Source organism: Pedobacter sp. PACM 27299 (assembly GCF_001412655.1).
GTDB lineage: Bacteria > Bacteroidota > Bacteroidia > Sphingobacteriales > Sphingobacteriaceae > Pedobacter.
On record NZ_CP012996.1, the window covers coordinates 3,012,784 to 3,029,658 of the forward strand.

General features: G+C 38.7%; 20 protein-coding genes and 1 pseudogene. 11 read left to right on the forward strand and 10 right to left on the reverse strand.

All coding sequences use genetic code 11. The features are described from left to right. Nucleotides 1–28: 28 nt before the first annotated feature. From AQ505_RS12620 to AQ505_RS12640, 5 genes are read right to left on the reverse strand one after another with little or no spacing between them, the layout of a single operon-like run. Nucleotides 29–1,060: a pesticidal protein Cry7Aa gene (locus AQ505_RS12620; protein WP_062548512.1), complete on the reverse strand. Its 1,032-nt coding sequence runs from the start codon at nt 1,058–1,060 to the stop codon at nt 29–31. A gap of 22 nt (nt 1,061–1,082) precedes the next feature. Beyond that, nucleotides 1,083–1,514 (reverse strand): universal stress protein, encoded by a 432-nt coding sequence (locus AQ505_RS12625; RefSeq protein ID WP_062548513.1) that lies wholly within the window; start codon nt 1,512–1,514, stop codon nt 1,083–1,085. 46 nt (nt 1,515–1,560) lie between these two features. Beyond that, nucleotides 1,561–2,571: an MlaD family protein gene (locus AQ505_RS12630; protein WP_062548514.1), complete on the reverse strand. Its 1,011-nt coding sequence runs from the start codon at nt 2,569–2,571 to the stop codon at nt 1,561–1,563. 6 nt (nt 2,572–2,577) lie between these two features. After that, nucleotides 2,578–3,321: an ABC transporter ATP-binding protein gene (locus tag AQ505_RS12635; protein ID WP_062548515.1), complete on the reverse strand. Its 744-nt coding sequence runs from the start codon at nt 3,319–3,321 to the stop codon at nt 2,578–2,580. A gap of 6 nt (nt 3,322–3,327) precedes the next feature. Further along, nucleotides 3,328–4,098, reverse strand: coding sequence for an MlaE family ABC transporter permease (locus AQ505_RS12640; RefSeq protein ID WP_062548516.1), 771 nt, complete (start codon nt 4,096–4,098; stop codon nt 3,328–3,330). A gap of 169 nt (nt 4,099–4,267) precedes the next feature. On the opposite strand from AQ505_RS12640, the gene AQ505_RS12645 reads away from it, so the two are divergent. From AQ505_RS12645 to AQ505_RS12665, 5 genes are all read left to right on the forward strand, one after another. Next, the gene (locus tag AQ505_RS12645; RefSeq protein ID WP_197286373.1) at nt 4,268–4,816 is read left to right on the forward strand and encodes a DUF1003 domain-containing protein; all 549 of its coding nucleotides are present in this window, start codon (nt 4,268–4,270) and stop codon (nt 4,814–4,816) included. A gap of 43 nt (nt 4,817–4,859) precedes the next feature. Beyond that, on the forward strand, nt 4,860–5,744 hold the full coding sequence (locus AQ505_RS12650; protein WP_062548518.1) for a hypothetical protein: 885 nt from the start codon (nt 4,860–4,862) through the stop codon (nt 5,742–5,744). Next, nucleotides 5,741–6,598 carry a universal stress protein gene (locus AQ505_RS12655; RefSeq protein WP_062548519.1) on the forward strand — a complete coding sequence of 286 codons (858 nt, stop codon included), beginning with the start codon at nt 5,741–5,743 and terminating at the stop codon, nt 6,596–6,598. Before AQ505_RS12650 ends, AQ505_RS12655 begins: the two co-directional genes overlap by 4 nt. Nucleotides 6,599–6,716: 118 nt before the next feature. Next, on the forward strand, nt 6,717–7,361 hold the full coding sequence (locus tag AQ505_RS12660) for a TIGR00730 family Rossman fold protein (RefSeq protein ID WP_231635090.1): 645 nt from the start codon (nt 6,717–6,719) through the stop codon (nt 7,359–7,361). 89 nt (nt 7,362–7,450) lie between these two features. Further along, nucleotides 7,451–8,314, forward strand: a complete 864-nt coding sequence (locus AQ505_RS12665; RefSeq protein WP_062548521.1) for a universal stress protein — start codon at nt 7,451–7,453, stop codon at nt 8,312–8,314. 12 nt (nt 8,315–8,326) lie between these two features. On the opposite strand, the gene AQ505_RS12670 is transcribed toward AQ505_RS12665, so the two are convergent. From AQ505_RS12670 to AQ505_RS12685, 4 genes are read right to left on the reverse strand one after another with little or no spacing between them, the layout of a single operon-like run. Further along, nucleotides 8,327–8,584, reverse strand: a complete 258-nt coding sequence (locus AQ505_RS12670; RefSeq protein WP_062548522.1) for a BON domain-containing protein — start codon at nt 8,582–8,584, stop codon at nt 8,327–8,329. Between the two features lie 28 nt (nt 8,585–8,612). Further along, nucleotides 8,613–9,401, reverse strand: coding sequence for a DUF6920 family protein (locus AQ505_RS12675; protein ID WP_062548523.1), 789 nt, complete (start codon nt 9,399–9,401; stop codon nt 8,613–8,615). A 23-nt stretch (nt 9,402–9,424) separates the two neighbouring features. Then, nucleotides 9,425–9,901, reverse strand: a complete 477-nt coding sequence (locus tag AQ505_RS12680) for a universal stress protein (RefSeq protein ID WP_062548524.1) — start codon at nt 9,899–9,901, stop codon at nt 9,425–9,427. A gap of 33 nt (nt 9,902–9,934) precedes the next feature. Then, the gene (locus AQ505_RS12685; protein WP_062548525.1) at nt 9,935–10,315 is read right to left on the reverse strand and encodes a hypothetical protein; all 381 of its coding nucleotides are present in this window, start codon (nt 10,313–10,315) and stop codon (nt 9,935–9,937) included. A 353-nt stretch (nt 10,316–10,668) separates the two neighbouring features. Here AQ505_RS12685 and AQ505_RS27365 point away from each other — a divergent pair. From AQ505_RS27365 to AQ505_RS12710, 6 genes and pseudogenes are all read left to right on the forward strand, one after another. Further along, a pseudogene (locus tag AQ505_RS27365) lies at nt 10,669–10,713 on the forward strand (hypothetical protein); the annotation flags it as partial. An 18-nt stretch (nt 10,714–10,731) separates the two neighbouring features. Next, on the forward strand, nt 10,732–11,952 hold the full coding sequence (locus AQ505_RS12690; RefSeq protein WP_062548526.1) for a hypothetical protein: 1,221 nt from the start codon (nt 10,732–10,734) through the stop codon (nt 11,950–11,952). A gap of 174 nt (nt 11,953–12,126) precedes the next feature. Next, nucleotides 12,127–13,056: a hypothetical protein gene (locus tag AQ505_RS12695; RefSeq protein ID WP_062548527.1), complete on the forward strand. Its 930-nt coding sequence runs from the start codon at nt 12,127–12,129 to the stop codon at nt 13,054–13,056. Between the two features lie 253 nt (nt 13,057–13,309). Beyond that, entirely contained in the window at nt 13,310–14,875 is a 1,566-nt protein-coding gene (istA, locus tag AQ505_RS12700; RefSeq protein WP_062547713.1) for an IS21 family transposase, read from the forward strand. A 3-nt stretch (nt 14,876–14,878) separates the two neighbouring features. Further along, nucleotides 14,879–15,595 carry an IS21-like element helper ATPase IstB gene (istB, locus tag AQ505_RS12705; RefSeq protein WP_062547714.1) on the forward strand — a complete coding sequence of 239 codons (717 nt, stop codon included), beginning with the start codon at nt 14,879–14,881 and terminating at the stop codon, nt 15,593–15,595. Nucleotides 15,596–15,722: 127 nt separating this feature from the next. Continuing rightward, a complete protein-coding gene (locus tag AQ505_RS12710) occupies nt 15,723–16,004 on the forward strand; it encodes a hypothetical protein (protein WP_062548528.1) in 282 nt (93 codons plus the stop codon). Nucleotides 16,005–16,023: 19 nt separating this feature from the next. Here AQ505_RS12710 and AQ505_RS12715 read toward each other — a convergent pair whose 3' ends face one another. After that, entirely contained in the window at nt 16,024–16,368 is a 345-nt protein-coding gene (locus tag AQ505_RS12715) for a hypothetical protein (protein WP_157262341.1), read from the reverse strand. Nucleotides 16,369–16,875 lie beyond the last annotated feature (507 nt).

Sequence of the window (16,875 nt, forward strand, 5' to 3'; positions counted from 1 at the left end):
GCTCATTTAATTGACTATAGGGCGAAAACTACTTGAGTCTGAAAGTTAAAAGCGTTGCAATCAGTGCACTTAAACTAACAGAGGCACAGGCTATCTGTTCATCTGCTGCTCCATAATAGATATAGAGTGTATCTCCAAAGATGGCGGTGCCTGAGGGAAAACAGACACTATCCACTTCACCAGTTAATTCCCATTCTGTTTCAGGCTTAAACAGCGGATACGGTAAACGTGCAATCTCTTTACCTGGGTTTTCCAGATCCAGCATGGCAGCACATGCAGTATACACATATCCTTTTGCGGTGTCATGTACGCCGTGGTAAATCACCAGCCAGCCTTCTGTTGTTTCTATTGGTGGACAACCACCTCCGATGTAGCTGATTTCATGTTCATATTTTGGAGTCAAAACGATATGGTTGTTAAAGTTTAACAGGTAATTTTTCCAGAACAACTCATTCAGGTCTGAAAGCTCATTTATACAGACGATTTGTATATCGGGTTTGATGCGGTGAAGAAAATAAAACTGATTGTTTATTCTTCTGGGGAAAAAAACCACATCCTTATCCCAAACCAGAAGTTTTGTGTTCATGGTAATTATGGTCTTGTCATGAGCAAATCTGGAATACTTTTCATTAAGCTTACCCGTATTTTCTGCAAGTGCTTTCAATTCAGGAAACGAAATCACAGGTACAATAATACCCTGTCTTTCAAATGTTTTTAAATCCACTGAGGTTGCGAGTGCACCTAACGCATTGAATCCGTCGAAGGCAGTATACGTTAGATAGTAGCATTCATCGATTTTTACGATCCTTGGGTCTTCAATTCCTCTGGATTCACTGTCATCTATAGGGCTAATAACCGGAAAATCATATCTCTGACTCAGTTCTAATGGCCCATTCAGCTCGCAAAAGCCAATGGTTGAATAATTATTTTTAGCCACTGCCCTGTAAAACATATAAACCCGCTCACCTTCTTTTATGATTGCGGGATTAAGTACGCCCTGGCTTTCAAAGTCCAGGCCGGTTTTTCTTAAAATAACACCTTCTTTTTTTATTAATATCAAAATGCTTGGATTTAATGGGCTGTTAATTACGCACGGGAATTACAATCATAGTTTTTCTGGAGTGCCTGATCACATCTTCGGCTACACTACCTAGCAGTAAATGGGGTAATCCTTTCCTACCATGTGTACCCATAACGATGATATCGGCACCCCATTTATCGGCTGTTTCTAAAATAACTTTATAAGGAATTCCTTTTTCCACAAAGCTTTTGATTGGAAAGCCTTTGAATACTTTTTCAATTACATTGAGCTGGCTGCGGTTTAAATTGCGCTCCATCATGTCCTCCAGCTCCCTGGTTGTGGGAGGATCGTTATCCGATATGCCGTCTGGATCTATAATACTGATCAGGGCGATTTCTGATTTGAACTGTTTAGCCAGTTGTAGCCCACTGAGTGCAACGTGCTCAGCACTTGGATTGCTGTCAATAGCGATTAGGATTTTATGAAATTCCATTTGATCTGATTTTCTTAATATGATGTATGCTGTAAAATCGGGGATATTATTTTTGCTGAGCAGCTTTTAGCAATTCTGCCTGTTGTTCTTTCTTTTGGCGTTCAAGTTTTCTAAAATATCCCCTGAACAGAAAGTTATGTTTTAGCGCTTCCATGTTCTGATTGAATCCGTCTGTACCTTTCTGAAGATTTTCCATAGTAAGGCTTATATTTTTGGCCATTAACGAGTCCTTCAATAGGGTGTTAACGGGCCCTTTTCCATTGGTTAGGTCATGATTCAAGTCTTCTACCATCGTGTTCAGTTGCATGGTCATGCTGTTGGCATTGACACTGGCAGCCCTGATTTGTACAATGGCATCCTTAAGTGTACCGGCCATTAAAGTATCGGTCAATAAAAGACCGGCAGTTCCCCTGCCTTTTCTGATGTCGTTTACCAGATGGTTTAATCCTATTGTCATTTTATTGGCGTTTGAGGTCATTTTGTAGATGTTTTCCAGAGATGACTTCAAACTGATACCAATGGATTCATCGTTGATCAATTTTAAAATAGCACTGCTGTCTATTCGCAGAACCGTGCCTTTTAAAACTTCTGAAATACTGGCAACATTGTTATTGGTCTGCGCTAATTTTTCAATAATTTCATCCATGTTAGCCGTATTTTTTGCCTGTAGCAAATCACCTTCAGCTACCTTTTGACTCATTCCCTTCACTGGGCTGATATTCACGACTTTATTGCCCATCAAACCTTCCGTTCCCACAGCTGCTACCGCATTCTTATTAATAAATGATTTTACTTTGCTATTGATCTGCATAATGACCTCAATGGTACTGTCGTTAATTAGTTCAATTTCTTTAACAGTCCCGGCTTGCAAGCCGGAGAAGAGTACATTGTTGCCTTTTGTTAATCCATTTAAATTGGAGAACCGGACCTTCAGTTTGAAGTCATTCCCAAATATATTGTTGTTCTTTCCAATGATAAAAAACGCGAATATCATCAGTACTAATCCTGACAATACAAATGCACCGAGTTTGATATTATTTACTTTTTGATTTCCCATGCTGTTTTATTCGAAAAATTGTTTAATGTTTTCATCAGTCGATTGCTTCAATTCCTCAAATGTTCCTTTGATGTAACATTTACCTTCCAGTAAGAGTACAACTAGATCTGCTGTGTTTTTTACGCAGTTCATATCGTGCGAAATGATGATGGAAGAGGTATGGTTCTTCTTTTGGAGTTTAAGGATCAGATTTTCTATTTCCCTTGATGTGACTGGATCCAGGCCTGTTGTGGGCTCATCATAAAGAATGACTTCTGGTCTTAATATCATCGTTCTAGCCAGGGCAACACGCTTGAGCATTCCTCCTGATAACTCCGATGGCATCATATCCAGGGTATGCAACAAATCTACATTTTCCAGTGCCTCGTTCACCAGTCTTTCGACTTCTTCTTTAGTGATATCAACCCAGTGCCTAAGTAAGGGGAATTCCAAATTTTCGCGGATAGTCATCGAGTCATAAAGGGCATTGCTTTGAAACAGAAACCCGATTTTGGACCTGGCCTGATCCAGTTCATCTTCAGTCATCTGAGATATATTTTCCTTAAAGACATGGATACTCCCACTATCAGATTGTAATAAGCCAATGATGCATTTGATCAGTACAGATTTACCTGAGCCCGATTTTCCCAATATCACCACATTACTGCCTTTTTCTACCGTCAGATTAAATCCATCTAATATTTTTTTGTCTCCAAAAGCCTTAACGAGATCTTTAATGACGATTACCTGTTCTTTCGTTGCTGCTTCCATGATTGATTAATTAAGCCCTAATAATTCGGTGATTTGAACAGCTAGTAAGTCAATGATAAAAATCATTACAGAGGATAAAACTACCGCTGAATTAGCTGAGATTCCAACTCCTTGTGTACCCTTAGTTGAATTGAAACCTTTATAACAGCCGACAATACCTACTGCAAAACCAAAAAATAAAGTTTTAATAATAGCTGGTAACACATCACTGAAATCCAGGCTTTTAAAAACCTGTAGAAAGAACAGATCAAAACTGGTTACCGATCTAATATTTACACCCAGATATGCACCGAATAAAGAAATGGCATCCCCAAGAATGGTCAGCAGTGGCAGCATTAATGTGGTGGCTAAGACCCGTGTAGCAACCAGGTATTTAAAAGGTTTAATCCCACTAACCGTCATGGCGTCAATCTGCTCAGTCACTTTCATCGAACCAAGCTCAGCTCCAATACTACTACCGATTTTTCCAGCAAAAATCAAAGCCGTAATTACCGGCCCGATTTCCCTGACAATTGCTAACCCAACCATAACTGGCAACTGTGATTCAACTCCATAATCCACCAGGGATGGCCTTAATTGCATCGTAAGTACCAGCCCCATAATAAAGGCAGTAAGCCCAACTAAGGGTAATGAACGGTAGCCAATGGTATAACATTGATTAAAAAACTCCTTATTCTCATATCTGGGTTTTATTCCCACCGAAAAGAACCGTCCTGTGAAACGTGCTATATTCCCGGTTTCATCCAGAAAGTTTTTGAAGCGAATGACTAATGACATATTTATAAAGGTAAAGGATGTGGAAATGTCCAGCCATGACGGCAATCCGTAACCAAATGATCTTCATCATCCTGCCTGTTGACAGAGGTCATTTAGCAACCAGAATCTACTATACACTTTTGTATGATTAGCTTGTATGGCCTGTTCAATAAATAGTGGTTAAATGAAAATGAAATTAAATGATCAGGTGTCATCGGATGAAAATGAGTTTTTGAATAAGCTTCATAAAATTGTAGCTGAAACCATTAAAGAAGAAGATCTTATCCTGAATAATCTACTGCATCCGGCAAAAGATGTGCTTTCAGGAGGTCAAAAGCTTTCCGATCAGGTAGCTCGATTTGGCGGTAGCTGGAGGTTCATTATTTTTTTCGGAATTATCTTGACCCTTTGGATTATTTATAATGTTACCGCTATGGGTATTAAAGCTTTTGACCCTTATCCGTTTATCCTCATGAATCTGATTCTTTCTTGCATTGCTGCCTTACAGGCTCCAATCATTATGATGAGTCAAAACCGTAAGGAAGAGAAAGACCGGATGAGAAGTGAGAACGACTATCTGATTAATCTTAAAGCTGAAATGGGTATTCGCAGTTTACACCAAAAAATGGATTTATTACTTGGCGAGCAGATTAAACGATTGTATGATCTGCAGGCCATCCAAATCAAAAAGTTGGATGAAGTAGCGAAAAAGTTAGATGTAAATCAACGGCTTCAATGATAGTGGTCATTGTCGAACTGACAGATAATCAGAACATTTGGATATGAAAATTGTAGCTGCTATTTTATGCTGGATGACCATGTTAATTGGTGTGCCTTGTTTCGTTTACGGCCAGGGAAATTCCATTTCAGTGGAATTGTCTGCACAATTAAAGAATCAGACCAGACAGTCAAAACTTTACTATCCTAAATCTGTGGATCGTTATTATCATCAAAATGGTTTTCAGTTAATGTGGATTAAAAGTAAAGATAAAGCCAAACAAACCTGGGAAGCGATGATGCTATTGGATTGTGTACTCCAGTTCGGTTTGTCTCATGCTGATTACCATCCTAAAGAGTTGGTATATGACGACTTGCGCACCATGATCAATAGTCCAGAAAAAGTAACTGTTGGGGCGCAAGCACGTTTTGATGTGCTGTTAACTGACGCCATAATTACCTTAATAAATCATCTTCATTACGGCAAGTTAAATCCTGACTTCTCGGCAAAAAAAATAGATGGTATAACTAAAGCCACGGGGTTTAATTCAGTTCTTGAACTCACAAAAGCTCGTCTGGAACCTGATTTTATAACTGCAATATTAACTGCTCAACCAAGATCTAAAGCTTATGTGAGCCTGCAAAGTTACATGAGGCTCATTAAAGGTCAATATGTGGGGGATTGTTATGAAATACCTGAATCAGCGGTGAGGAAAGTGGCCATCAATATGGAACGTTTGCGCTGGGAGGAATCTTATACCAAGCAAAGCGAATATAAAAGAGTGCCTTACCTAACGTGTGAGATAAAAGACGGGTTACCGGTTTTTTACGAAGATGTCCGTCATCTCGATGAATCTCTGGAGGCTGCGATGTATCAGACAAAGAAACATCAGCCATTAAAAAGAAGCGTACCAGCGCTTCCGGATATACATTTTAAAAAGGAAAGATGAAAACAATATTAGTAACTACCGATTTTTCTGCACCATCGCAAACTGCAGCTAATTACGCTATGTATCTGGCAAATGCGATGAAAGCACATCTCATTTTGTGCCACGCAGTTCAAATTCCGTCTATGGCTACTGTTGCCTCACAAGTCTCAGACCCCTTGAATAATTATTCTGTTATTCATGATGAAGCGGTTGAACAAATTGAATTTCAAGCGCTGGGTTTAAGGGAGCAGAATGAAGACGATGGCCTAATCACCCCCGTTGACTGCCTTGTCACTCGTGGTTCGGTAACTGACGTGGTAAATGATGTAGTCAAAAAAAGAGAGATCAGCTTAGTGGTGATGGGGATGTTTGGTGCAGGAGCTATCAACAGATTTCTTCTGGGGAGTAATAGCCAGAATTTGATTGATAATAAGGCTGGGTTTCCAGTTTTGCTGGTTCCTTTTACAAAGTTTCCGGAAACAGTAAACAAGATTGCATTCGCAAGTGACTTAAGTGATGGCGATATTCCACTGATACAATCACTGGTCAGCTTTGCACGTCCATTTGATGCGGAAATCCTAATCGTTCATATTAGCGGAGCTAAAGTTGACCAATATCAAATTGGTAAATTTTTAAGTGAAGTGACAGGTAAGGTGAATTATCATAAAATATACTACCGTCATGTTGAGGATAAGGATATCAATAGGGGGCTAAGCTGGATTGCCAAAAATGGATTTATTGATGTATTCGCCATGGTCCATCGTAAGAAAAGCTTTCCTGATAACTTATTTAGCAGCAGTCAAACACAAAAGCTCTCCAGGAGCATCGACATTCCTCTACTTGTTTTTTCTGAAAATGAGCGTCCGGTATTTTAGTTAAACAGAGAGGTGTTCGATCAAGTTATAAACAAAATTATAAATGGATAAATCTGAAATAGTTTTCCTTAGTGGCCCACATTCGCGTTGGACTGAGCTTAAGTTTATATTTAGAATTATGATGGAAATGATTAAGGGATTCCGTGCACTTCATTTCATCGGCCCCTGCGTCACAGTATTTGGTTCTGCCCGCTTTAAAGAAGATCATCCCTACTATGAACTTACCAGAAAGGCCGGTGCAGCATTTGCGCATTTGGGGTTTACCATTCTTACCGGTGGTGGCCCAGGATTAATGGAAGCAGCTAATCGTGGGGCCAAAGAGGCTGGCGGCCGTTCTGTTGGCTGTAACATACAATTGCCTGTAGAACAAAACCCTAACCCATATCTTGATAAATGGATTTATCTGAAACACTTTTTTGTACGCAAAATTTTGTTGGTGAAATACTCTTTTGCATTTGTCGTGATGCCTGGAGGGTACGGAACACTAGATGAATTTTTTGAAGCCTTAACTTTGATACAAACCCATACCATAAAGAATTTTCCGATTATTATTTTCGGAAAACAATATCATCAGGAGCTGATTGCCCATATTGAGCGAATGAAAGCCAATGCTACTATTGGTGCAAATGATCCACATTTATTTCTGGTTACAGATAGTATAGAGGAGGCTGTTGCTTTGATTGTCGAAAAAAGCATTAAACAATATGGGCTTCGTCCGGAAAACAAAGTGAAACCTTTCAAATGGCTTTTAGAACGTAAGTGACGAGCGTCTCTTCCATTGATGATGTCTATCATCTCTTTCCGACACATTATTCAGGAGATTTGCTAATAATAAACCATATTCCAGGAACTATGAAGACACTACTTTTATTAACCGATTTTTCAACCGATGGAAACCATGCGGCTGAATACGGTTATCACCTTGCAAAGGTTTTAAATGCCGATGTGGTTATATGCAATGCCGTTACCATTCCCGCCCAGCTTGCTGAGGTCGGAGACATAGACTGGCCATTAAATGGATATGATGGCGTTATTGACGATAGTGATGAGGAACTAAAAAAGCTAAAGAAACATTTTGAACATACTGATCACAGCTCAGGTTTTCACCCGCAGATCAGCACTATGAATCAAGCGGGTAGACTCGCTGACGTGGTGGAGAATGTAATGAATAGTTGTAATGCAGACATGATGGTAATGGGTACCCACCGAAAAGGAATCTCTCATTTTTTGTTAGATAATAATTGTAGAAATATGATTAATTCAACAACCTGTCCGCTGCTCCTGATTCCTCCTCATACACCTTTCCGGGATTTCGGCAAAATAGCTTTTGCTACAAATTTTGAATATCCACAGCAAGATATATTAGATATTTGTAATCTAATATCGCTGGCAAGTGTATTTGGTTCAGATATTTTGATGACCCGTGTCCATCTTGCGCTTCCTCAAAGTGTAGATCATCAACTTATGGCAAACGAATTGCTCACTGGCGTAATCCACAAAGCCAATTATCCAAATATTTTCTATAGATCTGTTGAAAATGAAGATACCAGAACGGGCCTCGATTTGTTCTGTGAAGATGAGCAAATTGGTTTATTGGTTATGGTACATCGTCCGCACGATTTTATAGATGTTATTTTGAGAGGTAGTCATACGCAGAAAATGGCAGCAAGAATTACTATTCCATTACTTGTTCTACCAGATGGCAACAAGTCATAGCTGTAAAGTAAGTTAGAAAAATCTTTTTATATCATCTCCTTTGTTAACGTTTAGGGCCGGAAGAACAATGATCTCTAGTTCAACTGCCCGGACACTTTGAATACCAGCAGCTATTCGCCATGCGGAAAATTTTTTTGATGAAGAATTTACAGTGCCCATCATAGTTACAATGCCGTCCTTAACCACAACATTTAGCTCAGTTTGATTTAGAATAGGTTCGCCTTGTATGGCGAGTATTACCTCCTTTCTAATTTCTTCATCAGTTTTCATGGTTATGGTGATTTAGTTAGGATTATTTTTAAATGCAGGAAAGTTCAGTTTTATTAAACTCAATAGATTTGATACTACCTTTAAAGTATTCGTAGTCGCCATTGTCGGTATGCCAGGTTGCGTTAAATTGAGTAGGAAATCTGATACCATCTTTTAGTTTATAATCATTGGCAGTTGCCGTCCAGAAGGTTTTTTGGTATTTATTGTTTTTTTTGGTGAAGTATCTGTCTTGCGTGACAAACCGCGTACATTCACCGTTCTGATTGAAATGAAAAATCCCGCTTACTGAAATACCGTTGTAATTGATTGTTCCTTTTATACTTGATGCATCAATAACTTCCCATGTAATGTATTTTTGCAGAGCATAGTGTGGGATAAAAATGGTTTCAGCAAGGATTGTGACTAGTTCTGATGCATCAATTTCTTTTCCTGTAGCGTTACTGATGGGGATTATTTTCATTAGTTTTATTGACATACTTCCATGTGCGTCTTTGTAAAGATCAAGAGCTTCCAGTGGAAGTAATCCAAAAATGCTGATCTTCATATAAACTAATCTTACAGGTTGCGACAGAAATTTCACCTGGTAGCAACGCATAGGACTCCATTTTGCTTTAGGGCTAAGTTTAAGCATGGTGTCGTTCCATTTAATATGAGCACATTCGATCTTTTCAAATCCAGTATAGCCACATAGATGGATAAATTTTTGAAGCAATTCTGGTAAATTATTAAAATCGTTTAGAAGGGAAGGGGGCGCATATGCAGATTGCTGACCTACTAAATTGATTGCTTTTAAAAAGGTGCGTCTTAGGCTTTCCATTGCTAAACGATTGTTTTTAGTATTTACACCCTGAGAAATTCTACTTCCGGTACGATAACCACAGGACATCTGGCCTTGCTTACCACTGCGGTGATTTCTGTTCCAAAAAGGATATCATCGTTGTGTGCTTTAAATCCACTCATTATAAGCATTAGAATGTTTTTTCTTTCATCTATAATACTGCAAACATTGTCTGTAAGACCTCCACCTTCACTCAAGTAATCAATTTTAGGTTTGAAATTACTTCCAGATGCTTTTAAGGAGATGTTTAGACGATTCATCTCTTTTTCCAGATTTGATTTGCTGGTTTCGGCCAATAGTCCATAATTTGTGATTTGCAAACATTCGGATTCAGTGGCTGGAATGTAGTACGAGTGATATAATAATATGTTTGTCTTTAATTGGCTGGCTAGAAACAAGGCGTAATCTGCAGCATTTAAAGCACTATTTGTAAAATCGGTGAGTACAAGTATAGTTTTTGTTTGATCGGCGGTTTCCATGATACTTTGGTTAGTTTTAAGTTGAATCGGATATTAGTCGTGTGCGATGTGTTCCAGCAATTCATTTTTAGTTTCATGAAAAGTCAACAATATGTTTTCCATTTCGCGCTTCAGAAGCTGATGTTCTTCGATTAAACTTAATTTGATGTTCTTTATGGGGCCATAGGTTAATGGCTCTAGTCTTTTTTGCAAATGAATAACTTTGAGCTTTAACTTTGATAGTTGTTGTTCCTGTGCATTGAATTTGACAAGGTATTTCTTAATAACTTCAGATTGCAGAGCTTTATGACTTAGGTTTTTGATAATATCTGAATCATCATGGACGAATTGCAGATCCGCTGACCATTGTTTTGTGATCAGGTAAAGTTCTTGTAGTTCTGTATTTAATGCTTCTTCTTCTATTGTAGGAGTCACGATTTTAGGATTATATACAAAGGTTCAGCTAATAAGTTACAATAGCCATGATGGCTATCAGCCAATTCGATGATAGGTGTCATCAGGAACTGTGTTTAGATGCCGAACAGGAAACAAAATGTCCCAAGTTCATCCCTGTCTAAAACAATAAGAACTGTGCTTAGCTCTTTAGTTGCTACACAGTATATGATTTGTATCTGCAAAAAACATCCTCATCAGTTTCGAAATTCTACAGGATCCTTCGTCAGATAAATAAATTAGATTGAAAGATATGATGCGTTTGTACCTTCTTTAAGTTTGTATATTTAGATGTAATTAACGCATTATCTCCAACTGAAACCCAAAGTTGACCATTGAAAACGAAACGAAATGAATTATGCCAGTGCGGAAGCGGGCTTAAATATAAAAAATGCTGTATGAATAAGCCAGTAGATGATGGGCATACTACCTTTTCCATTGCTACAATATGTGGTTTTTTAAAAACGGGACTGGAACATTTAGATACTTTTCAGGATAACGTGAAAAATGTTAACGTGAAACAAATTACGTTAATGAACGAAGATACATTTTTATGTGAATTTTATCCGTTCGGTCTACATTCTCTTGAAATTAAGCAAGAAATGGCTGTCATTATGAGTTTCTTATCGACTTTTTTTAAAGACGACCCTTACGAAGGAATACATTTCAGGTATTTCGCAGCAAGGGCTTTTGATCAGCATGAGGACGAATTGATGTATGCAGTATCATCGAGAGCGTCTGCGGCTACGATCTCCAATGGAAACTCCATTGACTGGTTGCGTACGACTTTGTTCCAGGAAAACACCTATGATTACAGATTTTCCAGGGCTAAAACCATCATTTCTGATATGGAGAATGCGTTAAGGACAGTGATCAAGGAGATTTTATTTAAAAAGTTTGGTTCGGACTGGTGGAACCTGGGGATTGATAAAGCTTTCGGAGATCCTGTGAAACGAATTTATGCTAACCAGTTTGGTGATTCAATAGAAGATGGGGAGGTGCTGATCAATTATACTTTTACGCTGGATCTGAAAAAGATAATCAGTGCTGATTGGGGGCGTTTCAAACATTTGTTTGATAAAAAAACAGCATTTGAAGATGCAATGGTAGAACTGAATGTGATTAGGAGAGAGGAGGCGCATAATAGACCTATTAGCCGCCAACATCTGCATGATCTGGATCGGCTTTATAAAGAGTTACTTTTTGAAATTGAAGCTCATTATCCCGATACGGTTTTGTCTTATCTGGCGGAAAACTGGAAAACAAAGATCGCCGCGATTTTTACAGTGCAGCCGAAAATAACCTATACATTGGAAGAGTTTTCTGTTTTGGATGATGAGGGAAAACGACTGCTGATCATTAAAGACTGCAGGCAGCAAATAGAATACCTGGAGAATCAGCTTACAAAACTCAATTCTCTAATTGTACCCGTTTCAAAAAGTGTGAAGCATAAAGAAATGACCGATTTACTAGTGGGGTATAAAATATTACAAGAGCAAAAACTAAATTGTGCTTTAAACCGAATCTGGGAAGAGGTTTCGACTATATTGGCTAATATTGAGTTGCAAGGACAGAAGATGAACGTGTTTTCGAAGCAACTTCTTTTGGAAGAAAGTTAATCGGAATCAGCCGTTTTTATGCGCAAGGTGCGCATTGATTTTTTGCTGTACATGTGCTTCGTTTAGTGAGTCGGTATAGGCAATTTCAACAAGAGTAATATTTATCACAAGATTCAATAGCCACTTTAGGCGTGCTTAACTATTTAAACGTACAGTATTTATGTATATTAGGGTATGAATAACGCCTTTTCTCCTTATGATTTATGTCCGTGTGATAGTGGATTGAAGGCTAAATTTTGTTGCTTAGAAGGGAATCATTGGAATAAGAAACCTGTAAGATTAGTTGGAGACGAGCCAATTACTGGATATTCTCACAAAGGCTGTTACGCAAATAAAACAAATGATTGCAGTACTAAAATCTCTAAAGAACATTTAATCTCAAATTACATTTTAGCTAATTTAGGTAATGCCAAAGTCGTAAAAATACAAGGACCACCATATGGCAAGCCTGGAGAAGTAAAAATCATGCCTAAGGCAGGTTTAGTTGCTAATGTTCTATGTGTTCGTCACAATTCCTTATTATCACCTTTTGATACTGAAATTGGTAAATTCCACAAAACTTTTAATAAGTATGAGAAGGGATTAAATATTGAAAAACCAGTCAATGATATTTCTATTTTTTGTGGTGAAAACTTAGAAAAATGGATGCTGAAAACAGCATGTTCATATATTGCCTCTAAACAAATCTATAGCGGCGATAAAAAGATTGAATGTGAGATGAAAGATATCTATGTAGATATCCTTTATAATGACGAACCTTTTCCAGAGGGTTGGGGATTATATGTTGATGCAGCGGAGGGAACAATTCAAACTCACAACTATATTGCTCCCAGTTTCATAATTAGAGATAGCACCTTAATGGTGGTTAAGATGATAATCAATAGCTTAGTTTTTTACTTAACGTTGGATAATCCTCAAACTATAAGAAAAGGTTTGATTTATCGTCCAAGAGGCATAGAGATCAAAAAGGGCAATGTAAAGAAGGTAATAGAGATTTGTTGGCAGGATAAAAAATATAACCAAGGGGTATTTTTAACACATACTAGAAATATTAGTAGAACTCCTGAAGAATGGGATGAATGGGTCTTTAATAAAGATCATTAGGGTATGGATATTCCGGAGCATGTTGACCCCCCAGTATTGTTTTTATAACCGCATGATATCGTAACGCCATTTATTTGGTTTACTGACATTCCGGCACATGCTGACCCCACCTGGCTTGTTAAAGATTTTGTAACGGAGCATGTTGACCCCTGCTGATTACGTTTAAACCGTATTCTGCTTGAGCATGCTGACCCCCTTCTTTAATTTGATTTGGCTTACTTAGGTGAATACACCCCACCTAACCAGAACGCTGATGGCCGGAAAAGCAAAAGCAATGAGTCAGATCAAACAACTTCTTCGCCTGCACGAGCAAGGCAATTCCATCAAGAGCATTGCCCGAAACCTGGGCATCAGCAAGAATACCGTTAAAGCCTACCTAGCCAAACTGTCTGTAGGGAAACTCGCAGTATCAGAGCTCCTGGATATGGATGATCCTATTCTTAAAGGCAATTTCCATGCTGGTAATCCTGCCTATAAGGACCCCAGGTTCGAACACATGAGCAAGAACCTCGAATATTATTCCAATGAACTTAAAGAAGTCGGCGTAAGCCGAACCCTCCTTTATGAAGAATATATTTCCGGCTACAAAGAAGGATACAGCTATTCCCAGTTCTGTTTCCACCTGCGACAGCAACTTATTGCACGCAGGCCCGGAATGAGACTGGAACATCTCGCCGGCGATAAGTTATTTATAGATTTTGCGGGTAAGCCCATGCATTATATAGATCGTGGTACGGGTGAACTTATCCCATGCCAGATCTTTGTAGCGACACTTCCTTTCTCTGATTACTGTTTTGCCATGGCTGTTCGGAGCCAACGCGTGGATGATTTTTTATATGCACTTGAATGTTGCCTCCGTGAGATCGGTGGTGCTCCAGCGGTGTTAGTTCCCGATAATCTGAAATCAGCAGTGGTAAAAACTGATCGTTTTGAACCTGAGATCAACCGGGCGCTAGAAGACTTTGCAAACTATTACAGCATTACCGTAATCCCCGCCAGGCCGAGAAAGCCAAAGGATAAGGCTTTGGTTGAAAACCAGGTCAAACTCGTCTATAACCGGGTTTATGCCCGTTTGCGTAACCGTCAGTTCTTTGATATTGAATCGCTGAACATCGCCATAAGGGAAAAGGTAAAAGCCCATAACCAGACCCGGATGCAGCAAAAGCCTTATTGCAGAGAGGAACGTTTTCTGGCAGCCGAAAAGCATCTGCTGAAATCGCTGCCTTCTGAGGGCTTTGAGGTAAAGTACTATGCTGAGCCCAAGGTGGCTAATAATAACCACATTTACCTTGGAAAGGATAAGCATTATTATAGCGTTCCGTTTGCATTTGTTGGAACAAAAGTCCAGGTAATATATACCAGGAGTATGGTCAGGATCTATGCACGTGGCAAACAAATCGCCTTGCACATTAGAAATATGCACAGGGCTGGGTATTCAACACAGAAGGAGCATTTGAGTTCACACCACAGGCATTACTTGGAAAGAAGCCCGGAGTATTATATAGCAAGAGCAAAGGAAAAGTCACCAGAGCTCTATATGCTTACCCAGCTCATTTTTGGCCAACCGAGCCATCCTGAGCAGCTTTACAGAACCTGTGATGGTCTACTCAGACTACAGAAGACTGCTTTGCCCGATGCATTTGCAGCAGCATGTGAACTGGCAATCGAGTACCGGAACTTTTCCTACAGGTTTGTGGAACGGATACTTAAGAACAATATGACAAACCATCAGGATCTGGTAAAACCAGACCAATCTCTGCCCGAGCATCAGAACATTAGGGGAAGCGAATATTATTCACAATCAACACTTAAATTCTAAAGAATGAACATTGAAACACAGCTTAAACAGCTTCGTCTGCACGGAATGAACCGGAGCTGGCAGGCCTTAACAGAAACAAGAAAGCTCCATGAGCTTACCTTTAGCGAAGGAATGGAAGTTCTTCTGCAGGCCGAAAGCGATGACCGGGACGGCAAACGCTTTGAAAGACTACAGGCTAATGCCAACTTTCGCTACAGGGCATCAATAGAGGAACTGAATATGGAGACCGCAAGGGGGCTAGATAGGTCGCTTATTGCAAATTTTGCGACAGGCGAATACATTCCTAAAGGGGAAGCAATATTGGTATGCGGTTCTACTGGTACTGGAAAAAGTTTCCTGGCGTCAGCGCTGGGACATCAGGCATGTACTCAGGGATACAGAGTGGCTTATTTTAATGTCCAAAAATTATTGCTGAAAACTAAAATGAGCCGTATTGATGGTACTGTATATAAGTTCTTCGAGAAAATATCAAAGGCCGAGTTGCTTATCCTTGATGATTTCGGACTGACCCATCTCGAACAGCAGCAGCGGATGGACATGATGGAGATTATAGAGGATCGCCATGCATCAAGGGCTACCATAATTGCCAGCCAGTTACCAGTGGCGAAGTGGTATGATATCATCGGAGAAAATACAATTGCCGATGCACTTTTAGATCGTATGGTGCATACTTCATACAGAATTGAACTAAAAGGAGAAAGTCTAAGAAAAAAAAGGTAAAATTGTCATGCCATCAGATTCTGATGAGCCAAATCCCAGACGGGGTCAGTATGATGCATTACTGGGGTCAACATCACCATAATATCCACTTTTAAAACTTAATCCGCAATTTTCTATAAATGATGAAATGGATGCGTACCTAAAACAGCGAAACTTGTTAGTCCATGGCTTTTGGGCTAATTATTTAAATGGAAAATCAGAAACCCAAAGTAAAATGGCGGCAGGTTTTTGTAATACATTTGGAAAGCTATCAAATAAACTTGAAAGTTTTTTTAAGGGGTTTATATATTTTTTAGCACTTAGGCACGTAAAAGATCGTGATCATCTCGATGTGGGTTTCAAAGGTTGGGACAATGATTTTGAGTTCTTTATATCCCAAGTTAAACAAAACAAATCTGCCAACACTTAATTATGGATGATATAGTAGACTATCCAAGTGTAGATTTGAATAGATATTTAACATTTTCGAAGGGCGATACAGAGCCTATTATTCCAACCGAAATTGGAATCCAAGCTTTGTGTTTGTCTATAATTACACAAAATTCAATTGCGTTGTGTTTTAAAAAGCCTCTCTTTGCAATTTTCTTTCCAATAGGTTTCAGATTATAGGAACTGTAATCATTATAGCCGCCACCTATACAAAAATAATTCAGAATGCTCTTATTAATTAGAGAATCAAGAGTTTTCTTCAATTCGTCTTTACTAAAATCACTAAAGGATTTAGACAGGTTTTTGGGTTCTATAGAATCGACAGTATCGAATGCTTTTATCATTTTCCATTCTGAGAGATTAACAAACATTTTAATTGTGTATTATTAAGTAAGTAAAAATTATTGTAACAACGATGGTTGTTACAATTGTCAACAATGAATATGTGTTTGACTTTTGGACTAGGTTGCCGAGGCGGTTTCTCTCTATATCACTTATGGACTTTATGCTGCTTTCTAATCTGCTTTTTTCCATCATTTGCCAGTCCACAAAAAGCAATATGAAAAAGTTTACGATTGGAATTAATATTAACCAAGAAGAAGTATTAGGCCTAATTACTATTAAAGCAAAATATCCAGCTATAATCATGTTGTTCAACTGAAAAAGTTTGTCGTTAATTCTATCGAAATATTTAACTAAATCTGAGAGTCCAACTATTTGTATAGCATCAAGCCGTTGATCCAGTTGTTGCCGCTCTGTGTCAGTCATAATACCGAGTTCTCTGCATTGTTCATCCGTCATAACCAAATATAGGAAATAGCATCTATTACGGGTATTAAAAAGACTGTTTT

Bases quoted from the DNA above. Each gene is read 5' to 3' on its own strand.
- AQ505_RS12625 (WP_062548513.1), bottom strand. From the start codon at position 1,514: ATGGAATTTCATAAAATCCTAATCGCTATTGACAGCAATCCAAGTGCT.
- AQ505_RS12630 (WP_062548514.1), bottom strand. From the start codon at position 2,571: ATGGGAAATCAAAAAGTAAATAATATCAAACTCGGTGCATTTGTATTG.
- AQ505_RS12635 (WP_062548515.1), bottom strand. From the start codon at position 3,321: ATGGAAGCAGCAACGAAAGAACAGGTAATCGTCATTAAAGATCTCGTT.
- AQ505_RS12640 (WP_062548516.1), bottom strand. From the start codon at position 4,098: ATGTCATTAGTCATTCGCTTCAAAAACTTTCTGGATGAAACCGGGAAT.
- AQ505_RS12645 (WP_197286373.1), top strand. From the start codon at position 4,268: ATGAAATTAAATGATCAGGTGTCATCGGATGAAAATGAGTTTTTGAAT.
- AQ505_RS12650 (WP_062548518.1), top strand. From the start codon at position 4,860: ATGAAAATTGTAGCTGCTATTTTATGCTGGATGACCATGTTAATTGGT.
- AQ505_RS12655 (WP_062548519.1), top strand. From the start codon at position 5,741: ATGAAAACAATATTAGTAACTACCGATTTTTCTGCACCATCGCAAACT.
- AQ505_RS12660 (WP_231635090.1), top strand. From the start codon at position 6,717: ATGATGGAAATGATTAAGGGATTCCGTGCACTTCATTTCATCGGCCCC.
- AQ505_RS12665 (WP_062548521.1), top strand. From the start codon at position 7,451: ATGAAGACACTACTTTTATTAACCGATTTTTCAACCGATGGAAACCAT.
- AQ505_RS12670 (WP_062548522.1), bottom strand. From the start codon at position 8,584: ATGAAAACTGATGAAGAAATTAGAAAGGAGGTAATACTCGCCATACAA.
- AQ505_RS12675 (WP_062548523.1), bottom strand. From the start codon at position 9,401: ATGGAAAGCCTAAGACGCACCTTTTTAAAAGCAATCAATTTAGTAGGT.
- AQ505_RS12680 (WP_062548524.1), bottom strand. From the start codon at position 9,901: ATGGAAACCGCCGATCAAACAAAAACTATACTTGTACTCACCGATTTT.
- AQ505_RS12690 (WP_062548526.1), top strand. From the start codon at position 10,732: ATGAATAAGCCAGTAGATGATGGGCATACTACCTTTTCCATTGCTACA.
- AQ505_RS12695 (WP_062548527.1), top strand. From the start codon at position 12,127: ATGAATAACGCCTTTTCTCCTTATGATTTATGTCCGTGTGATAGTGGA.
- istA (WP_062547713.1), top strand. From the start codon at position 13,310: ATGGCCGGAAAAGCAAAAGCAATGAGTCAGATCAAACAACTTCTTCGC.
- istB (WP_062547714.1), top strand. From the start codon at position 14,879: ATGAACATTGAAACACAGCTTAAACAGCTTCGTCTGCACGGAATGAAC.
- AQ505_RS12710 (WP_062548528.1), top strand. From the start codon at position 15,723: ATGGATGCGTACCTAAAACAGCGAAACTTGTTAGTCCATGGCTTTTGG.
- AQ505_RS12715 (WP_157262341.1), bottom strand. From the start codon at position 16,368: ATGATAAAAGCATTCGATACTGTCGATTCTATAGAACCCAAAAACCTG.